The following is a 22,456-nucleotide window of genomic DNA, read 5'->3' on the forward strand; positions in this document are numbered from 1 at the left end:
AGCGACGAGCGCGCGGTGGCGCAGGAGCGGGCGGCGCTGGAGGCGACGATCGCTGAGCTGGAGTCCGAGCAGGCGATGCTGTCCGACCCGGCGTTCATCGAGCAGCAGGCCCGTATTCGGTTCGGCGCCGTGAAGCCGGGGGAGACTCCGTACCGCGTGAGCACGGTCGACCCGGTGGAGGAGGCGGCGGCCGAGCAGCGGGCGGCGGAGATCGCGGCGCTGCCGTGGCAGACGCGCCTGTGGGACTCGATCTCCGTGCCGCCCGACCCCGTCTACCCCGATGCCGCGAGCCTGCCGGAGGGCACGTCGCTGCTCGAGGGCACGTCGATCCCCGGCGGGCCCGACACCCCGCCCACCCCGGTCATGCCGAACCCGGACGGTGTGCCCGCCCAGGCCCCGCAAGACCAGGCCCCGCAAGACCAGGCGCCGCAAGAACCGGCCCCGTAAGCCCCCGGCCAGCCCGGCGCGGCCGATCCCGGCGCCCAACCGGCTCCGTAACTTCTCACAGGAGGACCCCAGCGTGAGCGCTGACCCAAGCGTTTCCCAGGACGATCTCGACGCCATCGCCGCCCAGCTCGGCCGGCCGCCGCGTGGCGTGCTGGAGGTGTCCTACCGCAGCCCGGACGGGCGGCCCGGTGTGGTCACGACGGCGCCGCGGCTCGAGGACGGCACGCCGTTCCCCACGCTGTACTACCTGACCGATCCGCGGCTCACGGCCGAGGCGAGCCGGCAGGAGTCGGCGGGGATCATGCGCGGCATGCAGGCCCGCCTGGCCACCGAGCCGGAGTTGGCGGCGAACTACCTGCAGGCGCACGAGCGGTTCCTGGCCAAGCGCAACGCGATCGAGGACCTGGGCACCGACTTCTCGGGCGGTGGCATGCCGGAGCGGGTCAAGTGCCTGCACGTGCTCATGGCGTACGCGCTCGCGGAGGGGCCGGGCGTGGTGTGGCTGGGGGATGAGTCGGTGGCGCTGGCGTGTGAGGCGGGGCTGCGCGGCAACGCCCTGCCCGGCGACTGGCCCACGCCCGAGGAGCTGGGGATCCCCGACTACCTGGCGATGGACCAGCAGTGATCGCCCCCGTCGAGCCCGGCACCGTGCGAGTGGGGGCCGTGGACTGCGGCACCAACTCGATCCGCCTGCTCGTGGCCGAGGGCGTTCCGGGCCGGCCGGGGCTCACGGATGTGGTCCGCGAGATGCGGATCATCCGGCTGGGTGAGGGCGTGGATGCGACGGGCCGGCTCTCGGAGGGGGCCCTGTCCCGCTGCCGTACCGCGTTGACCGACTACGCCGCGACGATGGCCGCCCACGGCGTGCAGGCGGCCCGGATGGTGGCCACCTCCGCCACCCGCGACGCGGCGAACAAGGATGACTTCTTCGGCATGACCGCCGAGGTGCTGGGGGAGCATTTCCCGGGCGCCGCGGCCGAGGTGATCTCGGGGCAGACCGAGGCGCAGTTGACGTTCGCGGGCGCCGTCGTGGATCTGGATCCGCGCGAAGGACCGTTCGTGGTGGCGGACCTGGGCGGCGGGTCGACGGAGATCGTGGTGGGAGAGTTTGACGACGACGAGCTCACCCTTCTCGGCGCCCAGAGCCTGGACATCGGCTGTGTGCGCATCACGGAGCGGACGCTGCATTCGGACCCGCCGAGCAGCGGGGAGGTCTCGCAGGCACGGTCCGTGATCTCCGAGGCCCTCGACACCGCCGCCGGGCTCCCGCTGGGTCGGGCGAAGCGCTTCGTGGGCGTGGCGGGGACCTTCACCACGCTCTCGGCGGTGGCGCAGGGCATGGCCGAGTACGACTCGGCTGCCCTGCACAATTCTGTGATCTCGCTGGAGCAGATGCGCGAGGTCTGCGCCCGGCTGGTCGCCTCGACGGTTTCCGAGCGTCGCGCTCTGGGGCCGATGCATCCGGGTCGTGCGGACGTGATCGGGGGAGGGGCGTTGGTGGCCTCGGCCCTGTGTGATGCGGTGGCTGATCGTGCTGGTATTACTGAGGTCACGGTGAGTGAGAAGGACATTCTGGACGGTATCGCGATGTCGGTGTTGTCTGGCCTGGCTGGCTGACCCCGGCCCGGGCGCCCTGCGCGCTCACCCGGTCCCGCTGCGGCGGGGCCCCCGGCCCACACTCGGTGTGGGCAGAGCCCCCATAGCCCAATTGGCAGAGGCAGACGGCTTAAAACCGTTTCAGTGTCGGTTCGAGTCCGACTGGGGGTACCGCAAATGCAGCCTTCACACATGTCATCTTCATTTGTCGTAAACGTATGTCAAGCTATGTTTACTCGACTGAATCGTGCGAGCGGCGCGATTGGCGCGGCGCTCTTGGGAGATAGGTATCGCGCAAAGTGGCTTTAAAGAAGTCGGACTTGTACGCATCGTTGTGGGCGAGCTGCGACCAGCTTCGTGGCGGCATGGATGCCAGCCAGTACAAGGACTACATCCTGACGCTGTTGTTCGTGAAGTACGTGTCCGACAAGGCCAAAATCGACGCCAACAGCCTGATCGAAGTACCTGCGGGCGGTTCGTTCGACGATATGCTCGCCGCCAAGGGCGACAAGGAAATCGGAGACCGCTTCAACAAGATCATCGCCCGCCTTGCCGAAGCCAACGACCTGCGCAACGTCATCGACCAGGCCGACTTCAACGACGAGGAAAAGCTCGGCAAGGGCAAGGAGATGCAGGACCGCCTCTCAAGGCTGGTCACTATCTTCAACGACCTCGACTTCCGAGGCTCGCGCGCAGAGGGCGACGACCTGCTCGGCGACGCCTACGAGTACCTGATGCGCCACTTCGCCACCGAGTCCGGCAAGTCCAAAGGGCAGTTCTACACGCCGGCCGAAGTCTCCCGCATCCTCGCCAGGGTGGTCGGCATCGGGCCGAATACCCGTCAGGATCAGACCGTCTACGACCCGGCCTGCGGTTCCGGTTCGCTGCTGCTCAAGGCTGCCGCCGAAGCACCACGCGGCATGACGATCTACGGCCAAGAGAAGGACAATGCGACCTGGGCGCTGTCCAAGATGAACATGATCCTGCATGGCAACGAGATCGCCGAGATCGAGAAGGGCGACACCATCACCAGTCCGCAGTTCACCAAGGGGGACCGCCTGCGGACCTTCGATTACGTCGTCATGAACCCGCCGTTCTCGGTGAAGTCCTGGAACAACGGCCTCGAGAACGACTATGGCCGCTTCGAGTATGGCCGCCCGCCGGAGAAGAACGGCGACTACGCCTTCCTACTCCACGCGCTCACCTCGCTCAGGAGCACCGGCAAGGCGGCGATCATCCTGCCGCACGGTGTGCTGTTTCGCGGCAACGCCGAGGCCACCATTCGCACGCGCCTGCTCAAACAAGGCTTTATCAAGGGTGTCATCGGACTGCCGGCAAACCTGTTCTACGGCACCGGCATTCCGGCCTGCATCGTGATCCTCGACAAGGGGAACGCCCACGCTCGCACCGGCGTCTTTATGATCGACGCCTCCAAGGGCTTCGTGAAAGACGGCAACAAGAACCGCCTACGCAGCCAGGACCTCCACAAGATCGTCGACACCTTCAACAAGCAGATCGAGATCTACCGCTACTCGCGCATGGTGCCGATGAGCGAGATCGCCGCCCCCAAGAACGACTACAACCTCAACATCCCGCGCTACATCGACTCGTCCGAACCCGAGGACTTGCAGGACCTCAGCGCCCACCTATACGGCGGCATTCCCGACCGTGACCTCGACGCACTTCAGAGCTACTGGGACGCCTTCCCACAACTGCGCAACCAGATCTTCATACCAAATCGCCCGGGCTACAGCGACCTGGCTATTGACGTCAGTGCCGTACAGCAGGCAATCTTCGATGCACCGGGATTCCACAAGCTCCGCGACGAAGCCACGGGCATTGTGGCGGACTGGTTCGCCGCGCACCGCGACATCCTTGCTGGAATCACCGCCGACGCCAAGCCGAACGAGCTAATCGCGGTCATCGGCGACGACCTGTTGGCGCGCTTCAAGCCGATACCACTGCTCGACGAGTACGACGTCTACGAGCAGCTCATGACGTACTGGCACGACACAATGCACGACGATGTCTACCTGGTCATGGCCGACGGCTGGCTGAACGCCGCCAAGCCCCGCAAGACCATCGAGGACAAGGAGCGTAAGCTCTCTGAAACCCCCGACCTGGTTGTCGGTTCTGGTCGCAGCGCCACCAAGTACAAGACGGACCTTATTCCGCCGGCGTTAATCGTGGCGTGCTATTTCGCCGCCGATCAGGCCAAGATCGACGAACTCACGGCAGCCGCGGAGGAAGCCACCCGCGCCGTCGAGGAATACGTCGAAGAACATGCCGCGGATGACGGACTTCTTGCCGACGCCATGGACGACGACAAGATCTCTAAGGCGCTGGTCGCCGCACGACTGAAAGCGATCAGGAATGGAGGCGATTACGACGAGATCGAGGCGCTACAGCGCGCCATTAAGCTGTACAACGACGAAGCCGCCGCCAAGAAGGCAGTCAAGGACGCCCAGGGTGGGCTGGATCTCGCCACGCTCAAGAAGTACGGCGACCTGAACGAGGAAGACATCAAGACGCTCGTGCTTGATGTCAAGTGGCGGGCGACTGTCGCGCGTCGCGTTGGCGGAGAAGTCGAGGCACTCACACTCGACCTTGTTGCGCGCATCCAGCAACTCGGTCAGCGTTACGCGGCGACCGTCGACGAACTCGATGTCGAACTTGATCGACTCGAAGCTAAGGTTGCCGGTCATCTCGCCGCCATGGGGGTAATGGTCTGATGAGCGCTATTACCGAATGGCAAGAGACGACGATCGGCGCATTGGCATCGGTCTCGCGGGGCGCCTCTCCTCGGCCAATCGCATCATCGAGATGGTTCGACGCCAGCAGCGCCGTTCGCTGGGTTCGGATCGCCGACGTCAACCGGTCAAACGGGCGGACACTACTCACCACCACTCAGGCTCTGTCGCCTGATGGAATAGCGCGAAGTCGCCATCTTGCTCCGGGCACATTGATCATGAGCATCGCCGCCACCGTCGGTATCCCGGTAATCACGGGCGTGCCGACCTGCATTCATGACGGTTTCGTCGCTTTGGAGAACCTGAAGGTAGATCAGCGTTTTCTGCTCTACTTGCTGAAGGCGTCCGAGGGGATGCTGCGCGAATCTGGTCAGTCTGGATCGCAGATGAACGTGAATACGGACATTGTAAAGTCATTACATGTCTGCATTCCTGTTGATTTGGGGGAACAGGAGCGCATCGCTGCCGCATTGTGGGACATCGACGACTTGATTGCCGCCCTCGAACGCCTCATCGCCAAGAAGCAGGCGATCAAGCGAGGCATGACGCAGCAGCTGCTAACCGGCGGTGCTCGCCTGCCCGGATTCTCCTCTTCTTGGGAGGAGGTTACTTGGTCAGACGTGGTCACTCCACAACCGGGTAACAGTCAGATAAAAGGCCGACTTTCTCCTCGGAGGAACGTCAAAGCGCAATATCCTGGGTTCAGTGCTTCAGGTCAAGATGTGTGGCTTCCGACATGGGACGTAGAGGGAGATGGCGTGGTCATCTCCGCTGTGGGTTCTCGTTGCGGCCGAGCATTTCTGGCTACCGGTCGTTGGTCGGCCATAGCAAACACGCACATTCTACTTCCTCGTTCAAATCGGCTGGATGCGAGTTTCGCAATGCTGTACTTTAATGACGAGGCTTTCTGGATTAAGGGCGGCAGTGGCCAGCCGTTTGTCCAAGTCGGGTCCAGTCTTTCTAAGCGCGTAAAGCTACCGCCTTTGGATGAACAACGTGCAATTATGAATGTGCTGGGTGATTTGGACTGGAATGTCAATCTGCTGAGGTCTCGTCTCGTAAAAGCGCGCGCAATCAAAGCCGGTATGATGCAGCAACTCCTCACCGGCCGCGCTCGGCTGCCCGTGGGGGATGCCACATGAGTGATGTCGGACAGATCGAGCGCAAGGCCCAAGACCGCGTCGTCGCGTTGTTTTACGACCAGCTTGGTTACGAGTACCTCGGTAACTGGGAGCACCGCAAGCACAACGGGAACGTTGAGACGGAGCTTCTGACGCAGAATCTTAAAGCGCGCGGTTACGACGACTACCTTATTAACCGCACCCTCGACCAGCTCGGCAAAGCCGTGTCGGTCGGCGCCGGCCGTGACCTGTACGAGGCCAACCGCGACGTCTACGGGTTGCTGCGCTACGGCGTTAAGGTCCGCCCTGGCGTCGGCGAGCAGACCGAGACCGTCTGGCTGATCGACTGGACGAATCCCGAGGCCAATCACTTCGTCGTCGTCGAGGAAGTCACTGTCGCTGGCCAGCACACTAAACGCCCTGATGTGGTGCTCTATGTCAACGGCTTGGCGCTCGTCACGCTGGAACTCAAGCGTTCCAATGTCGCTGTCTCTGAAGGCATCCGGCAGACCATTGGCAACCAGAGGCCCGAGTTTATCCGCTCCTTTTTCTCGACGGTCCAGTTCGTCTTCGCCGGCAACGATGTCGAAGGCCTGCGTTACGGCGTTATCGACACCCCGGAGAAGTACTGGCTGGAGTGGAAGGAACCCTCTGACGTCGCCGACCCGCTCGACCGGGCGCTGCTGCAGATGTGCAGTAAGCCGCGTCTGCTTGAACTGATCCATAACTTCGTCGTCTTCGACGCAGGCGTCAAGAAGAGCCCACGTCACAACCAGTACTTCGGCGTCAAAGCCGCCCAGGACCGCATCGCGAAGCGCGAGGGTGGCATCATCTGGCACACCCAAGGCTCGGGTAAGTCTCTGACAATGGTGTGGCTGGCCAAGTGGATTCGCGAGAACCAGCCCGACGGTCGGGTACTGCTGATCACCGACCGCACCGAACTCGACGACCAGATTGAGAAGGTCTTCAACGGGGTCAACGAGCAGATCTACCGCACCAAGAGCGGTGCCGATCTCATTGGCTCGCTCAACGCCAGCGAGCAGTGGCTGATCTGCTCTCTCGTCCACAAGTTTCGCGCCGCTGACAGCGACGGTGAAGACGACGAGACGACCGCCGACTTCATCAAAGAACTGCACGCCACCATCCCGAAGGACTTCAAGGCCAAGGGCAACATTTTCGTCTTCGTCGACGAAGCCCACCGCACCCAGTCCGGCAAGATGCACACCGCCATGAAGGCGCTGCTGCCCGAGGCGATGTTCATCGGTTTCACTGGCACCCCTCTGCTCAAGGCGGACAAGGCCACCAGTATCGAGACATTCGGCTCGTTCATCCACACCTACAAGTTCGATGAAGCCGTGGCTGACGGTGTGGTCCTGGACCTGCAGTATGAAGCCCGCAGCATAGACCAGGAACTGACCAGTCCCGCGCAGGTCGACAAGTGGTTCGAAGTCAAAACCAAGGGCATGACCGACCTCAGCAAGGCCGAACTCAAGAAGCGCTGGGGCACCATGCAGAAGGTTGTCTCCTCCGAGCCGCGCGCTAAGCAGATCGTCAACGACATCTTGCTCGATATGGAGACCAAGCCCCGTCTGATGGACAGGCGCGGGAACGCCATGCTCGTCGGCTCCAGTATCTATCAGGCCTGCAAGTTCTACGAGATGTTCAGCGCGGCCGGCTTCAAGGGCAAGTGCGCAATCGTCACCAGCTACACCCCAAACGCCAGCGCCATTGCCAAGGAAGACTCCGGCGCGGGCAAGACCGAGAAGATCCGCCAGTACGACATCTACCGCAGGATGCTGGCCGACTACTTCGACGAGCCCGAAGACACTGCCGTGAACAAGCTCGAGGAGTTCGAGCAAGCTGTCAAGCGCCAGTTCATCGAGAACCCCGGCCAGATGCGACTGCTGATCGTCGTCGACAAGCTATTGACCGGCTTCGATGCGCCGAGCGCCACCTACCTCTACATCGACAAGTCAATGCGCGACCACGGCCTGTTCCAGGCTATCTGTCGCGTCAACCGCCTCGATGGCGACGACAAAGACTACGGCTATATCGTCGATTACCAGGATCTCTTCAACTCGATCGAAAATGCAGTCGACGATTACACCTCAGGTGCGCTGGATGGCTACGAGAAGAAGGACATCGAAGGGCTGCTGTCCGATCGCATCGAGAAGGCCCGAGAGAACCTCGACGAAGCTTTCGAACGCATCCGCGCTCTCGTCGAACCCGTTGCGCCACCGAAGAACACGCTGCAGTACCAGCAATACTTCTGCGCTCTGGAGCAGGGCAACGCTGAACAACTCAAGGCTAACGAGCCGAAGCGCGTCGAGCTGTACAAGGCGGTTGCGGCCGTCACCCGTGCTTACGCCAACCTCGCCAACGACATGGCCGAGGCCGGTTACAGCCAAGCCGACGCAGAGGCGATAAAGAAGGAGATCGCACACTACGTTGACGTGCGCGCCGAAGTGAAGCTTGGAGCGGGTGAGGACGTTGACTTCAAGCAGTATGAGGCGGGCATGCGGTTCCTGCTCGACACTTACATCCAGGCCGGGGCGTCCGAAGTCGTCTCGAACTTCGAAGACACGGGACTGATCGACCTAATCTTGAAGCTCGGTGCTGGGGCGATCGACAAGCTGCCTGCAGGGATCAAGAAGGACCCAGAGGCGGTCGCCGAGACGATCACCAACAACATGCGCAAGGTGATCATCGACGAGCACGCGCTGAACCCAAAGTACTACGACAAGATGAGCGAACTGCTCGACGCCATCATTGAACAGCGCCGCCAACAAGCCATCGACTACCAGCAATACCTGGCCAAGCTCCTCGATGCCGCGAAGCAGCTCGGTGCCAAAGAGTCGGACACGACGTATCCGGACTGGGCGGACAACGGCGCACGACGCGCCCTGATTGACTTCGGCTGGCCTGATCCGACAACGCCGATCCAGGTGGACACCGCGATCCTGACGAGCAAGCCATACGACTGGGTCGGCAACCCGATGAAGGAGAAGGTCGTCAAGCGGGCGATCAGCCGCACGCTTCCTGACAGCTTTGACCGACTCGACGAATTATTTGAACTGGTGAAGGCGCGTGATGAGTACCGCTAACGTTTACCTCACCGTCCGTGGCATCGACATCGACGTCATCTACAAGGACATCAAGAACCTGCACATCGGCGTCTACCCGCCGCTGGGTCGCGTGCGCGTGGCCGCACCCAACCGACTCGATGACGACCAGGTGCGCCTGGCCGTGATTCAGCGTCTGCCATGGATCAAGCGGCAGCGCGACAAGCTGCGTGCTGCCGAGCGTCAGTCCGAGCGCGAGATGGTGACCGGCGAGTCTCACTACGTGTGGGGTATTCGCCGCCGGCTCAAGGTCGTCGAGCGGCCCGGTCGTGCGCACTTCGAGATCGACGGCGAGCGGTTGGTGCACTACGTGCCTCCCGGCACAGCGGCCGAGAAGCGTCGCGACTTGCTCGACAAGTGGTACCGCGATCAGCTCCGCGAGGAGGTTCCTGAACTCATTGCAAAGTGGGAACAAACGCTTGACGTCGTGGTGCCGAAGTGGACCATCCGACGTATGAAGACTAAGTGGGGATCGTGCAACCGCGAAACTCGCCACATCTGGTTTAACGTTGAGCTCGCGAAGAAGCACCCCAATTGCCTGGAATACATCGTTGTCCACGAGTTGACGCATTACTTTGAGCGAACCCACGGAGAACGGTTTACGAAATTTATGGATCAATACTTGCCCGATTGGCGCAGCCGGCGAGAGCAGCTCAATGCGGCACCGCTCAACACGGAGGCATGGTCATGACGACGGCGCGGCAATGGCTCGAGGAGCTGAACACCCTCTACACTCCTTCTCCCGTGCAGTTTGACGGAGCAAGGAGTCACAAGACAGCAATTGAATCTAGGCTCGATTACTATATTGGTGTACGAGAAATGTTTGAGATCGGCTCACTTCGGCACGGTACGGGAATTTGGCAACATAGCGATGCGGACTACCTAGTTTCCTTGGAAGGTATTCGACCGGGCTCTCCGTGGACAATGTTCAGCAAAGTAAAAGAACAACTCCAAGAACGCTTCACGGGCACCACGATTGTCGTCCGGCGCCCGGCGGTAGTGTGCAAATTTTCAGACGGTGACGTGGAGGTTGTTCCGGGCTACGCGGCTCCAAGTGGCTACTGGATTGCCAATCCTGCCGATGGATGGATGCTGACTCATCCAAAGGATCACAATAGGTACGTCACCGATGTGAATACGAAACATGGCGGTGCGGTGAAAAAGCTCGCCCGGCAGGTGAAGGTCTGGAAGTACCGCCGGAACGTGCCCGTGTCGTCCTGCTACCTCGAGATGCGCACGGCGAAGCACATGGACGGTGAGTCATCGTATTCGCCGCTTTGGGACCTCTATCTCACGCTGAAGAAGATGCGCGATGCCAACCTGGCCGCGATGAACGATCCGACTGGGCTGGGGTCGCGTTTCAGCTCGTGCTCGTCAGAGTCGAATCGGCTCGACGCCATGTCCAAGTTCGACACCGCGGTCATTCGCGCACTGAAGGCGAAGGACTTTGCCAACGACGGCTACGAGTCGTTAGCGATTGAGCAGTTGAAGCTGCTCTTCAATAGGTAGGTGCTGGCGATGACATATGCGCCTCCGACGCCCAAAGACATCAGCGATTCGCAAAATCAGGAAGCTCAACTCCGTCTGCTGCGGGCAGTCCGTCGCCTCTACTCGAAGGCGAAGTTCTGGGCGAACGTGCGCGGGGTCGGTCTTGGCGTCGTCGCTGTTGTGGCCCCACTGACCGTTGCGGTCAAGCCAGACTTGGCCACCACGAGCGCATCGGTCGCTGCCGCGTGGTTTGTGCTCAACCGACTCGTCTTCCGGCCTCTGGAACGCAGCCATGCCACCCGTGCGGCGACCGTCCAGGAGCAGTTCGATTCCCGAATATTTGGCATGCCGACCATCGCGGTTCGTGATCCGCAAGTGCTTCCAGAAGAAGTCACTCGCCTGACGGGGAAGCGCCTCGCCCGTCGGAAGGCGTTCTCCGACGACCGTCTGCGGGACTGGTATCCGATCAACAAGGCCGTCCCAGGTCCGGTCGCAGTGGCTATTGCTCAGCGAGGAAACCTCGCCTACACGCAGGAACTCCTCCGTCGGAGCGCGAACCTGTGGGCAGGCGTGGTTGCCGTGTGGGCCGTCGCCGCGTTCGTTATCGGCCTGGTTGCCGACTTCACGCTCGAGAATTTCTTGCTTGCGATTGTGCTCCCGGTCCTGCCGCCGCTGCTAGATGCAGCCGACGAGTGGCAGCGAGTGCGAGCAGCAGGCAAGGAGCGGCGCGCGCTCACGATCGAGATTCAGGACGCAATCCATGCCAACAGCCAAGCACCGATCAGTGGAGAGCAACTGCTCGGATGGCAGTCGCAGCTTTTCTCCCTTCGGCGTGATTCCCCGCTGGTACCCGACTGGCTGTACAGCATCCTTCGGTCTGGGATCGAGCGAGAGATGAAGGATACTGCCAAGAGTCTGGGGGGCGGCTCGTGAGTCTGACAACGAGTCAAGCGATGGCCCGGTTCCTCCAAGACCTCACCGCCACCGACTACCAGAAGACCTCCATCATCGAGGCTCGTAAGAATCGCGTGGTGGAGAACCTCAATGAAGCGTTCCCCAAGACCAGCGACCTCCCGTTCTCGCGCGCTGTACTCATGGGTTCCGCGGCGAAGAACACCATTGTGCGTCCAATGGACGACATTGATGTCCTGGCGATCTTCTCGAACGAAAACAACGCTTGGAACGCCTATCGCTGGGACTCCAAGTCGTTCATCTATCGCGTCCGTCGGGCATATGACGGGTTGGAGGCTGCACAGGTAGGTACGCGCGGCCAAGCCGTCCGAGTCTTCTTTCAGAACGGCGGACACGTTGACATCGCCCCCGTGTTTTCACACGGCCACGACCGCTACGGACTGCCGGACGGCACCGGCGGCTGGATCTACACCGCGCCGACTGTTGCGAACGCTTGGTTCGCCGGGCGCAATGCCGAGCTCGGGTACAATTTGGCGCCGTTGGTGCGGCTGCTTAAGAAATGGAACAACGCCCACTCAAAGCGATTCCGGTCATATCACCTCGAGACCATCGCAGCGACAGCCTTCAAGACCCTTGGTTCCAGTCGTCAGGGTGGGCTGGCGAGCTTCTTCGAGTGGGCGCCCAACCACATCGACGTCACCGATCCCGGCGGTCAGTCCGGATCGCTCTCCGGATATCTGACGTGGCTCTCGCGCCCTGACGCGCTTCAGGCACTGAGGACAGCGTCGGAGCGAGCCAGTAGGGCGCGAGATGCCGAAGCTGTCGGGGATCACGCGGAGGCTAAGCGCCTGTGGCGGATCATTCTGGGAGACAGCTTCCCGACGTCGTAGCCCGTGGCAGGTCCCCGGCGGATACGCTCGCCGAGACAGGAGGAAGTGCTCGGGCACTGGCTTCCCGGTGGGGCGATCCTCTTTGATTTCGCATCAACTTCCCCAACCCTTCGCGAAGAGTTGGAAAGCTGTATCCATCGTCGTTGGAGGTAGTGAATGGCCACGTACAAGGAGCAGGTGCTCACGCCGGACCAAGAACTAGACCTGTTGATCGGGTTACTGTCCGAAGTGGAGGAGCGACTGAAGCAGCTAGGTCGCGACAGGTCCGGCCAGTACGAGCTCGACGCGAATCCAGTTGAGTCAAGCCTGAAGAGGGAAATCTCGCTGCTGACGCTGCAGATCGCGAATATCCAACGATGGATCGATCGAACATCGGAACGAGAAACACAAGAGTCGGGCGACTGGCAGGAGAAACGAACGGCCTACCCGGCTTCCGCCCCGAAAGCCAGCAAAAAGGTTCGGCGACTTAAGATCAAATCTCGGGATGAGAAGGCGGCGCGAACCCCGCAGAAAGAGCAGTGGATAGTTTCAGATTCTCCACAGAACGTCCAACCGAAAGTGTCTGAGCGTCCTGCGCGGAAACGGGATGACCCGAGCCGGGGTTTATCGCCTTCTACGGGAAGGCGTCGGCGCGCGAGTTTGATCGGTTGAGTGCCGGGAGAGAAGAGAGGGCCGGCGACCGCACAGGGGCAAATTCCGGCCGGACGAATGGCAGTTCGCCGCGGGCGCCGCGGCTGGCTCGTGCTCGGCGCGCGCTGATGACACTGCCGCGAGTTCACCGAAAGATCGGCCCCCTGTGCGGATGATCCCGTGACAGGCGCTCCTGGTGCTGCGCCTCGTAGAGGGGTCTACTCTCACCCCACCGCGCCGTCCTTGACCCGCAGTCCTAGACTGTCCCCTCGGCGCCCGAAGCACCGTCACGAACCGTCCGCCCACCCAGAGGAGACCCAGTTGTGCACTGGGCCTGCGCATACGCAGGCTTCATCGCGGGATAGATTCTCGCCGCGGTGACCTACGGGAGCAAGGCCTTCGGCTTGTACGACTATGGTCTGGGTCCGGTCGTGTTGGTCGGGGTCCCGATAGTGGTGCCGTTGCTGACGCTGGTCGTGCTGCGGGGCGGGTATCGCCTCACGGCGCTCGGGCTGTTTCTCGCGGCGCCGGTGCTGTGGGTGTCCTTCGTCGTGTTCTTCGTGATCGGAGGCCTCGTGTAGAGCCAACGCGCGAAGCCCCACCCCGCCGCGTGAAATCGGCCGGGGGAGTGGGGTGATGTTGTCGTCGTCGTCATAAATCTCGAGGCGGTAGGCGCGGCGGGTGCGGCCAGGCACCAGGGATCCATGCGCGGCGGGGTTGGGCCGGATAGGTGAGGCGGGGCGGCGCTCCTACACTTGTCCGGGTCAGAAGCCGGCCCACCAACGCGAGGAGACCCCAGTGGACTACGCGGCGATCGAGACGCTGCGCGACACCCATCCCGCGTGGCGGATGCTGCGCGCGGACCAGGCGCCACTCCTGCTGTCGTTCCTGGGCCGGTTCTTCGTCGACGAGAGCCGTGGTGCGAGCCCGGCGGGGCAGATCATCGACGCGCTGGATGACGAGCTGTACGTCCTCAACTCCGGCTCCCCGGACGCCCCGCCGTATCCGCGTCCGGCGGCCGACTACCTCGCTGACTGGGCGGCGCCCGAGTACGGCTACCTGCGCCGCTTCTACCCGCTGGGCTCGGACGAGATCCACTACGACGCCACGCCGGCGCTGGAGAAGGCGTACGCGTGGGTGCAGAGCCTGCAGTCCCGCGAGTTCGTCGATACCGAATCGCGGCTGCAGACCGCGATCGACCTGCTGCGCCAGATCGACCAGGGCACCGAATCCGACCCGGAACGGCGGCTGCGCGAGTTGGAACGCCGCAAGCAGGAGATCGAGAACGAGATCGAGGCGCTGCGCAACGACCCCGAGTCCGGCCTGCTCGACCGCACCGCGGTCCGCGACCGCTACCAACAGTTCGCCGCCACCGCCCGCGAGCTGCTGTCGGACTTCCGTGAGGTGGAGGAGAACTTCCGCGAGCTCGACCGCTCGGCGCGCGAGAGGATCGCCACCTGGGACGGCAGCAAGGGCGAACTGCTGGGCGAGCTGCTCGGCGGGCGCAGCCGCATCGACTCCTCCGACCAGGGCCGCAGCTTCCAGGCGTTCTACGACCTGCTGCTCTCCAGCTCCAGCCAGGAGGAACTGTCGAACCTGCTGGAGCGGATCGCGGCGATCGAGGAACTGGGCGTGGACGGCCGGATGCGGCACGTGCACCACAGTTGGGCCGAGGCCGCGGAGCGCACGCAGGAGACGGTCCGGCGGATCTCCGGGCAGCTGCGGCGCTTCACCGACGACAAGATCGTGCTGGAGAACCGCCGCGTGCTGGATCTGGTGCGCGAGATCGAGGCCACCGCGCTGCGCCTGCGGGACGCGGGGGTGCCGTCGGGGCTCGGGCTGGAGTTCGAGGAGACCGGCGTGGAGATCAACCTCGCCACCGAGCGGCCCCTGCACAGTGTCCGGCCCGCCGCGCAGGTCGACAGTCTCCTGCCGCCGGCTGAGGAGGAGGACGTGGACACCTCGCTGCTGGCTGAGCAGGTGATCGTCGACCCCGCCCGCCTGGCCGAGCACCTGCGCGCCCTCATCCCCGCGCGCGGCACCGCCCTGCTCGAGGACATCGTCGAGATGTACCCCGTCGAGAACGGGGTGGCCGAGCTCATCACCTACCTCGCATTGGACGACGACGACATCGAGGTGGTCACCGACCCGGAGGGGGAGACGGTGATCGAGTACTACGAATCCGAGCGGCCGATGAGGGCACGGATGCCCCGCGTGGAAGTGAGACGGACATGAGCACCGACCAACGCGCCATCGCCACCAGCGCGATCCACCTGATGCAGGGGGTCGTCTACCAGGAGTCCGACGACTGGGCCGACCTGCAGCGGCACCGCGGAGCGCTCCGCGACCACTTCGCGGTGGTGGGCCTGGACGTGGTGATCAATGAGGACGAGGGTTTTGCCTACCTGCGCACCAAGGACACCCCCGACGGGGAGGACCCGCTGCCGCGCGTCATCCGCCGGCACGCCCTGACGTATGCCGACAGCCTGCTCACGGTGCTGCTGCGCAAGCGGATGGTCGAGTTCGAGTCCTCCGGAGACCAGGGCAAGCTCGTGCTCTCCACCGAGCAGATCGTGGAGATGCTGGAGCTGTTCCTGTCCCGCAGCACCGACGAGGCCCGTCTGACGCGGCAGGTGGAGGCGTCGATCAACCGCCTGGTCGCGCTGGGCTACCTGCGGCAGTTGAAGGACGAGAAGGGCATGTGGGAGGTCCGGCGGATCCTCAAGGCGTACGTCGACGCGCAGACGTTGGGCGATTTCGCGGGCAAGCTCGCCGAGTACGAGGCGGCGGCCCTGTCTGTCGAGGGCGCAGGCACGTCGGCTGCCGCTGCGGTCGATGCGGCTGCCGAGGGAGCCGCCGTAACCACCGAGACCCCGGGGCTGACCACCTCCACCACGGACATCGAGGGCGGTGCCGACGATGAGTGAGGGACTGTTCTCGCCCGTGGAGCTGGGCAACGCCGGCCGGCCCGGGTTCCGGCTGGCGCGGCTCGAGGTCTACAACTGGGGCACCTTCGACCACCAGGTGTGGCGACTCGAGGCCGGCGGCGAAACGATGCTGGTCACCGGCGACATCGGCAGTGGCAAGTCCACGCTCGTCGACGCGGTGAGCACCCTGCTGCTGCCGTCGCACCGGATCGACTACAACAAGGCCGCCGGCGCCGGCAAGAAGGAACGCACCCTGCGCTCCTACGTGGAGGGCTACCACAAGACCGAGCGCAACGAGGCCACCGGAACGGTCCGGCCGGTCGCGCTGCGTGACCGGAATTCGTACTCGGTGATCCTCGGGGTGTTCGCCAACGAGGGCTACGACGAGCAGGTGACGCTCGCCCAGGTCTTCCAGCAACAGGACGGCGCCGGCCAGCCGTGGCGGCGCTTCGTCACCGCCGACCGGGCACTGTCGATCGCCGAGGACTTCACCGACTTCGGCTCCGACCTCAACACTCTGCTGGCACGCTTGCGCGAGGGCGGCGCGACGGTGGAAAAGGACTTCCCGTCCTACGGCCGGATCATGCGCCGGGCCCTGGGCATCCGGTCCGAGCAGGCCATGGAGCTGTTCCACCAGACCATCTCCATGAAGTCGGTGGGCGATCTCAACGAGTTCGTCCGAACCCACATGCTGGAGCCGGCCAACGCCAAGGGCCGGATCGACGGGATCATCAGCCACTTCGAGGACCTCACCACCGCCTACGATGCGGTGCAGCGGGCCCGGGAGCAGCTCGAGGTCCTGGAGCCGCTGGTCGCCTCGGCGGAGAAGTACGACGTGGCCCTCGAGCGCCGCGACCGGCTGCGTGAGGAACAGGTCGCGCTGCGCCCGTACTTCGCCGAGCTGCGCCTCGATCTGCGGCGCTCCGCGATTGAGCAGACCCGCGCGGAGCTCGAGAGGCTCACCGCGCAGTTGACGCAGACCCGGGAGGAGTCAGGGGCGCTCTCGGCCGAACGCGACCGCCTGCTCACCGCGCGTGCCGAGGCCGGCGGCAACCGCATCGGCGAGCTGGAGCAGGAGGCCGCCCAGGCCCGCGAGGAGGCCGAGGAGCGCCGTGCCCGCAGGTCGAGGTTCGACGCGGCCGTGTCCGACGCCGGGCTGGAGGTGGTGTCCGGCGCCGAGGAGTTCGCGGCGCTGGCCGCCCACGTCGAGCAGCGCCGGACCCGGCTCGAGGCCGACTCCGCGGAGCTGTCCGCCCGGTATCAGGAGTTGGTGCTGGAGCACGGCGAGCAGAAGAAGCAGCTCCGCGAGGTGAGCGAGGAGCTGGACAGCCTGGCGGGCCGGCGCAGCAACCTGCCGGCCGAGCAGTTGGAACTGCGCGGGCGGCTGTGCCGGGAACTCGGGTTCGAGCAGGCGGAGCTGCCGTTTGCCGGCGAACTACTCGACATGCGCGAGGAGCACGCCGAGTGGCGGGGCGCGGCCGAGCGGGTGCTGCGTGGTTTCGCGCTCTCGCTGCTGGTGCCGCAGCAGCACTACGCGGACGTGGCCGAGTGGGTCAACGGTCGCCGGCTGACCGCCCGACGCTCCGACGGCCGCGAGGTCGGCGTGCGACTGGTGTACGAGCGGGTGCCCGACCGGCAGGTCACCCTGCAGCGTCCGCAGGTCGAGGGGCTGCTCCTGGCTGACACCGTCGACATCGCCGACACGCCTCTGCGCGGGTACCTCCACCGTGAGCTGTACGCACGGGCTGACCACCGCTGCGCGGACACGATGGAGGAGTTCCGCGCGGCCGAGCGCGCCGTCACCCGTGAGGGGCAGGTCCGGTCCCGGGACCGGCACGTCAAGGACGACTCCCGGTCCGCCAGTGATCCGCGCGGCTGGGTGCTGGGCTGGCGGAACGAGCAGAAGGTCGCCGCGCTGCAGGAGCGCTGCGACATGCTCATCGCGACGGTCGCCGAGCTCGCCGCCGGCCTGGAGTCAACTGAGAGCGCCCGGAAGGACGCCACCCGCTCGCAGACCGCACTGGCCCGCCTGGCCGACCAGTCCTCGTGGAAGGACCTCGACTGGGAGCAGGCCCGGGATCGGGCCGAGGCTGCCGATGCCGAGCGGCTACGCCTGATCGAGGGCAGCACCGAGCTGGCGGAGATCAACCAGCGGCTTGCCAGCGCGGATGTCCGGACCGCCGAGCTGGCCGAGACCACGAGCGAGCTCGCGGACCAGCTCAGCCGGGGCCGCGGATCCATCGAGCACGAGACCGCGGCGATGTCCCGCGACAAGCGCGTGGTGGAGCAGTTCGACGAGGCCAACCTCGCGGCGGCCCGCGAGGTCTACCCGCGGGTGCGGGAGCGGCACCAGGCCGCCGAATGGGGTGCAGATGGGCCCTCCGGCGCCGCCACTGCCCCCGCTGCCGCCACCGCGGAGACCGCCGCCGACGCCGACGCGACCCACTCGCACGAGCAAGCGCTGTCGGACGAGCTGAGTTCGGCGGTCGACAAGACGAACATCGAGTTGGGTGAGCAGAGCTCCAGCATGCAGCGGGCGATGTCGGAGATCCGTCGTCGCTGGCCGGCGGAGACCATGGAGATGGACGTCTCCGTCGCGGCCCGCGCGGAGTACGTGCGCTTCCATGCCCGGGTGGCGAACGACGACCTGCCGCGGTTCGTCGACGAGTTCGAGCACCAGCTGCGCACCAACACGATCCGCGAGCTGGCGGGCTTACACAACTGGCTGCTGCGCAAGGCCGATGAGATCCAGCAGAAGATCGAGAAGATCAACGAGGCGCTCGGGGCGATCGACTTCAACCCGGGCCGCTTCATCCGCTTGGACCGGCAGAACACGGTGAACCAGCATGTGCGGGAGTTCCGCGCCGAGCTGCGGGCCGTCACCGACGATGCCCTCAGCGGCGGGGGAGACCAGTACTCCGAGCAGCGCTACCGCGCGGTGCAGGGCATCCTCGAGCGGCTCCGCGGCCGCGAGGGCTACAGCGACGCCGACCGGAAGTGGCGCGAGCACGTCACCGACGTGCGCAACTGGTACACCTTCTCCGCCTCCGAGCGGGACCGCGAGACGGACGAGGAGTGGGAGCACTACCGCGACTCCGACGGGAAGTCAGGTGGCCAGAAGGAGAAGCTCGCCTACACGATCCTCGCCGCGTCGCTGGCGTATCAGTTCGGCCTGGAGTGGGGCGCCAAGAAGGCGCGTGACTTCCGTTTCGCGGTGATCGACGAGGCCTTCGGCCGCGGCTCTGACATCTCCTCCCGCTACGCGCTGGAGTTGTTCGCCAAGCTGGGCATTCAGCTGCTGATCGTGACGCCCATGCAGAAGGTGCACGTGATCGCGCCGTACGTCCGCTCGATCGGCTACGTGGACAACGTCGAGGGCAAGTACTCACGGCTCGTGGTGCTAGACACCGAGGAGTACCACGAGATGCGCGGTCGCTCCTGATGTCCGCTGCCGCACGTTCCTGGGCCACCCCGGACGCCGTCCGGGAGAAGGTCCGCAGGCGCTGGGCCGACGGCACCCTACTCCGGGCCGTGGCACGCGGTGAGGAGCTTTCGGGAGGAACGAGGTCCCCTCGCACGCCGTGATCAGCAGTTTCGACCAGGCGTGGACCCTGCTGGACGTCCGGGCCCAGGTGCGGGCATTCGAGGGGATGCTGGCGTCAGCTCCCGACGACCGCGTCCGGGACTGGCTCCTCGCCTCACCGGTGACCGCCCTCAAGTACGCGCAGGAGTGGCCCACGCTGGTGGCGGCGTACCGGTGGCTCGACGCCTCGCGCGGTTCGGGCCGCTATCTGCGCCAGATCGACGCACCCGGGGTGGACACCAAGTTCGTCGAGGACCGACGGTCGGTGCTCGCGCGCCTGCTCGGCGTCTCTGGCAAGGCCGGCGCCTTCCACGCTGATCTCGGTCTGCGCACCAAGCCGGGGTACCTACGGATGCGCTGTGCGCCCGGCGTCGCGCCGGTCCCGGTGGGGGATCTCTCTGTTCGGGTCGACGAGATCGAGGCGCTCGGCGCGACATTCTCCAGGGCAGTCGTGGTGGAAAACGAGATCACCTACCTCACGATCCCGGTCCCCGTCGACGGCGTGGTCATCTGGGGCAGGGGCTTCGACGTCGCGCGACTCGGTAGGTGGCCGATGCTGAAGGACGCCGCGATCGACTACTGGGGCGACCTGGACACCCACGGTTTCGCAATTCTGAACCGGCTGCGGACCCACCTGCCCCGGACGCGGTTCGTTCCTCATGGACTCAGTCACCCTGCAGGAGCATCGCGAGCGGTGGGGGAGCGAAGCCACGCCCACGAATGCCGCCCTGTCGGCGCTCACACCGGCGGAGGCGGCGGTTTACGACGACCTCGTCTCCGACCGCTTCGGCGACCGCGTCCGGCTCGAACAGGAGCGAATCAGCTGGGACTGGGTGCTCGATCACCTGCCGTACCGGACGGACTGACGCCGCGAATACGGTGCACCCCGCGAAGAACGCGGCCGCGCTCGCCACGCCTATGAACTGGAGTTATCTACAGGGCTGCGATCATTGGCGCGATATGTCGGATGCAAGGTGGGGCACCACGGGGATCGGACGACTGGGAACATGATGCCCATGAAAAATCGATGGGGTCGCGCGGTTGCGGGCAGTGCGGTGGCGCTCACGACGCTGGCCGGCTGCATGAGCGGGCCGTCAGAGACCGGGGAGGGCAGCGACGGTCAGCCGGTGGAGGTGGGCGAGCCTCCAGACCAGTCGTCCGATGGCGTGAACACGTCCGAGCAGCCGCGCGAGACGGTCGATCCGTGCGTGGGTCGCAACGACGACTTCCTCACACAGATCCGATGCGACGTGGTGGCGTGGGCAGATCTCGACCTCGATGGAACGTTGGAACCAATCGCCGTCGCAACCGGAGGTGAACCGAGCATCAACTTGCTGACGGTGATCAATGGCGAAACGCTCGCCTACTCGGCGACCTACGATGCCGGCAATCCGGCCTCGCAACCGATCGGGCCCGATGTGGGATCGATGGCGGCCAGGCGGCATGCAGCGTTCGTCGGCGCGTACGACATGACGGGTGACGGCAGGCCCGAGCTGGTGATGTGGGCCGACAAGGGGCCGAACATTGATGAGTTCCGAGTCATCCGTGTTGCATCCGATGAGTTGATCGCGCTGGACCCGCCACTGCTCGGCATGCACGGGGGCGGAAAGTCCTGGGTGCACTACCTCGACCCAGGGCACCCCTCATATCGATGCACAGGGGCCCCGGACGCACCCCTCGAATACCTTGCATTGTCCTCGGGCGAACTGACGTCCACGCGATACGAGTTCGACGAGTCCACCGATGAGTTCGTCAGCCTGAACGACCGGCGCCCGATCGAAGACTGGACGGGAGAGGTCGCGACCGTCGGGGTCGACTGCCCGGACCTCGCGCAGCATGAGCCGGCGCCCGACCCGGACGGGCCACCGCCCGGGGAGGCCGAACGGTGTCCGCTGGGACAACTGCCCGGGCGGGCGCAATCCGGCGACGTGGGCGCCTTTATCGAAGGCTCTCGAACCTCCGGGGAAATAGGGTGTGCGCGCATCGTCCAACTCTGGGAACAGTACGACAAGGCGCCCAAGGATCAGAGGACCAACGGGAAGGCGATGATCGTCGACTTCGATGGATACACCTGTTCAACGGCGTTCACGCAGGAGGACGCGCGGGCAGGGAGATACGGCGGGTGCACCTCCAAGGACGAGTCCTGGGCCTTTGACGTTGTTGCGCGGTGAGAGCTCGACGCGGCCCCACCGGGCCAGCGACCACGTCCGCGAGCACGCCCGCCATTCTGCCGAACCGTCCGGATCGTGGGCGGGCGAACTCAGGTGGAGGATGACTCCCTCGTCGTCGTCGGACTTTCACAGGCGGCGACCCGCGCCCTACGTCGCTCAGGGGCTGGTGACGTAGGCACCGTCGAACAGCATGACCCCCGACGACGTGGGCGCGACGCCCTTCACTGACTCGTCCACCACCACGAACTCCTCGGCGTTGGCGAAAATCGTGAACGGCATGACCTGGTTGTGGACCTCCTGGAACCGGTTGAGCGCGGCGATCTGCTCATCCAATCCCGCCGCGGTCTTGAGGTTGCGTCCCGCCTCGGTGAGCTCGGGATTGTCGACGCCACTGTTGTTGGTGGGCCCGCCGGGTGTGACGTAGGCGGTGAAGCTCGCCGAGGGATCAGCGTCGGAGGGGTTGAGGCCGCCGATGGTCATCTCGTAGTCGTGCCCGAACAGGCGTGCGGCCTGCTGCGACTGTGGAACGTTCTCGAGAGTGACGTTGAAGCCCACGGCATCGAGCATCGCCTTGATGATCACGCCGGTCTCGATGTTTTCCGGGCTCGTGTTGGTCAGCAGCGTCACGTCGCCGTTCCAGTCGCCCTCCGCCTTGAGCTCCTCGACCAGCTCGGCAGCGAGCTCGGCGTCGTACTCCGGACCCTGCTGCCCGTCATAGAAGCGGGATGACTCGGCCAGTAGTGCCGAGGTCGGCTGGCCGAGGCCGCCGGTGAGCCGGTCGTTGATTAGGTCCCTGTCGAGCGCGTGTGCCACGGCCTT

Annotated in this window: 18 protein-coding genes and 1 tRNA gene; 18 read left to right on the forward strand and 1 reads right to left on the reverse strand. The window is 64.7% G+C overall.

The window, feature by feature from the left end; all coding sequences use genetic code 11:
- The 18 genes from G6016_RS08545 to G6016_RS08630 form a co-directional block, all read left to right on the forward strand.
- Positions 1–447 (forward strand): septum formation initiator family protein (locus tag G6016_RS08545; RefSeq protein ID WP_182632239.1); only part of this gene is annotated, 447 nt, incomplete at its 5' end.
- A 73-nt stretch (positions 448–520) separates the two neighbouring features.
- Entirely contained in the window at positions 521–1,072 is a 552-nt protein-coding gene (locus tag G6016_RS08550; RefSeq protein WP_182632240.1) for a DUF501 domain-containing protein, read from the forward strand.
- A complete protein-coding gene (locus tag G6016_RS08555) occupies positions 1,069–2,064 on the forward strand; it encodes a Ppx/GppA phosphatase family protein (RefSeq protein ID WP_338403556.1) in 996 nt (331 codons plus the stop codon). The genes G6016_RS08550 and G6016_RS08555 overlap by 4 nt, the downstream gene beginning before the upstream one ends.
- A gap of 76 nt (positions 2,065–2,140) precedes the next feature.
- A tRNA-Leu gene (locus G6016_RS08560) sits at positions 2,141–2,214 on the forward strand.
- 149 nt (positions 2,215–2,363) lie between these two features.
- The gene (locus G6016_RS08565) at positions 2,364–4,775 is read left to right on the forward strand and encodes a type I restriction-modification system subunit M (protein ID WP_187354447.1); all 2,412 of its coding nucleotides are present in this window, start codon (positions 2,364–2,366) and stop codon (positions 4,773–4,775) included.
- Positions 4,775–5,935, forward strand: coding sequence for a restriction endonuclease subunit S (locus tag G6016_RS08570; protein WP_182632242.1), 1,161 nt, complete (start codon positions 4,775–4,777; stop codon positions 5,933–5,935). The genes G6016_RS08565 and G6016_RS08570 overlap by 1 nt, the downstream gene beginning before the upstream one ends.
- Positions 5,932–9,018, forward strand: coding sequence for a type I restriction endonuclease subunit R (locus G6016_RS08575; protein WP_182632243.1), 3,087 nt, complete (start codon positions 5,932–5,934; stop codon positions 9,016–9,018). The genes G6016_RS08570 and G6016_RS08575 overlap by 4 nt, the downstream gene beginning before the upstream one ends.
- Positions 9,005–9,727 carry a M48 family metallopeptidase gene (locus G6016_RS08580; RefSeq protein WP_182632244.1) on the forward strand — a complete coding sequence of 241 codons (723 nt, stop codon included), beginning with the start codon at positions 9,005–9,007 and terminating at the stop codon, positions 9,725–9,727. Before G6016_RS08575 ends, G6016_RS08580 begins: the two co-directional genes overlap by 14 nt.
- Positions 9,724–10,545, forward strand: coding sequence for an SMODS domain-containing nucleotidyltransferase (locus tag G6016_RS08585; RefSeq protein ID WP_182632245.1), 822 nt, complete (start codon positions 9,724–9,726; stop codon positions 10,543–10,545). The genes G6016_RS08580 and G6016_RS08585 overlap by 4 nt, the downstream gene beginning before the upstream one ends.
- Before the next feature lie 9 nt (positions 10,546–10,554).
- Complete coding sequence (locus tag G6016_RS08590) at positions 10,555–11,457, forward strand: S-4TM family putative pore-forming effector (RefSeq protein WP_182632246.1); 903 nt, start codon at positions 10,555–10,557, stop codon at positions 11,455–11,457.
- Positions 11,454–12,326 (forward strand): SMODS domain-containing nucleotidyltransferase, encoded by an 873-nt coding sequence (locus G6016_RS08595; protein WP_338403557.1) that lies wholly within the window; start codon positions 11,454–11,456, stop codon positions 12,324–12,326. The genes G6016_RS08590 and G6016_RS08595 overlap by 4 nt, the downstream gene beginning before the upstream one ends.
- 156 nt (positions 12,327–12,482) lie before the next feature.
- Positions 12,483–12,977: a hypothetical protein gene (locus G6016_RS08600; protein ID WP_182632248.1), complete on the forward strand. Its 495-nt coding sequence runs from the start codon at positions 12,483–12,485 to the stop codon at positions 12,975–12,977.
- A 356-nt stretch (positions 12,978–13,333) separates the two neighbouring features.
- Positions 13,334–13,537, forward strand: a complete 204-nt coding sequence (locus tag G6016_RS08605; protein WP_182632249.1) for a hypothetical protein — start codon at positions 13,334–13,336, stop codon at positions 13,535–13,537.
- A 217-nt stretch (positions 13,538–13,754) separates the two neighbouring features.
- Complete coding sequence (locus G6016_RS08610; RefSeq protein WP_182632250.1) at positions 13,755–15,191, forward strand: DUF3375 family protein; 1,437 nt, start codon at positions 13,755–13,757, stop codon at positions 15,189–15,191.
- Positions 15,188–15,883, forward strand: a complete 696-nt coding sequence (locus tag G6016_RS08615; RefSeq protein ID WP_182632251.1) for a DUF4194 domain-containing protein — start codon at positions 15,188–15,190, stop codon at positions 15,881–15,883. The genes G6016_RS08610 and G6016_RS08615 overlap by 4 nt, the downstream gene beginning before the upstream one ends.
- Positions 15,876–19,325 carry an ATP-binding protein gene (locus tag G6016_RS08620; protein WP_182632252.1) on the forward strand — a complete coding sequence of 1,150 codons (3,450 nt, stop codon included), beginning with the start codon at positions 15,876–15,878 and terminating at the stop codon, positions 19,323–19,325. The genes G6016_RS08615 and G6016_RS08620 overlap by 8 nt, the downstream gene beginning before the upstream one ends.
- Positions 19,326–19,464: 139 nt before the next feature.
- Positions 19,465–20,388 (forward strand): Wadjet anti-phage system protein JetD domain-containing protein, encoded by a 924-nt coding sequence (locus G6016_RS17825; protein ID WP_422110463.1) that lies wholly within the window; start codon positions 19,465–19,467, stop codon positions 20,386–20,388.
- A 94-nt stretch (positions 20,389–20,482) separates the two neighbouring features.
- Complete coding sequence (locus G6016_RS08630) at positions 20,483–21,637, forward strand: hypothetical protein (RefSeq protein ID WP_182632253.1); 1,155 nt, start codon at positions 20,483–20,485, stop codon at positions 21,635–21,637.
- Between the two features lie 156 nt (positions 21,638–21,793).
- Here the strand turns inward: G6016_RS08630 and G6016_RS08635 are convergent.
- Positions 21,794–22,456, reverse strand: a 663-nt coding sequence (locus tag G6016_RS08635; RefSeq protein ID WP_241729973.1) for an ABC transporter substrate-binding protein, incomplete at its 5' end; no start/stop codon positions are given.

Source organism: Dietzia aerolata (assembly GCF_014144865.1).
In the GTDB taxonomy this organism is placed as follows: domain Bacteria; phylum Actinomycetota; class Actinomycetes; order Mycobacteriales; family Mycobacteriaceae; genus Dietzia; species Dietzia aerolata.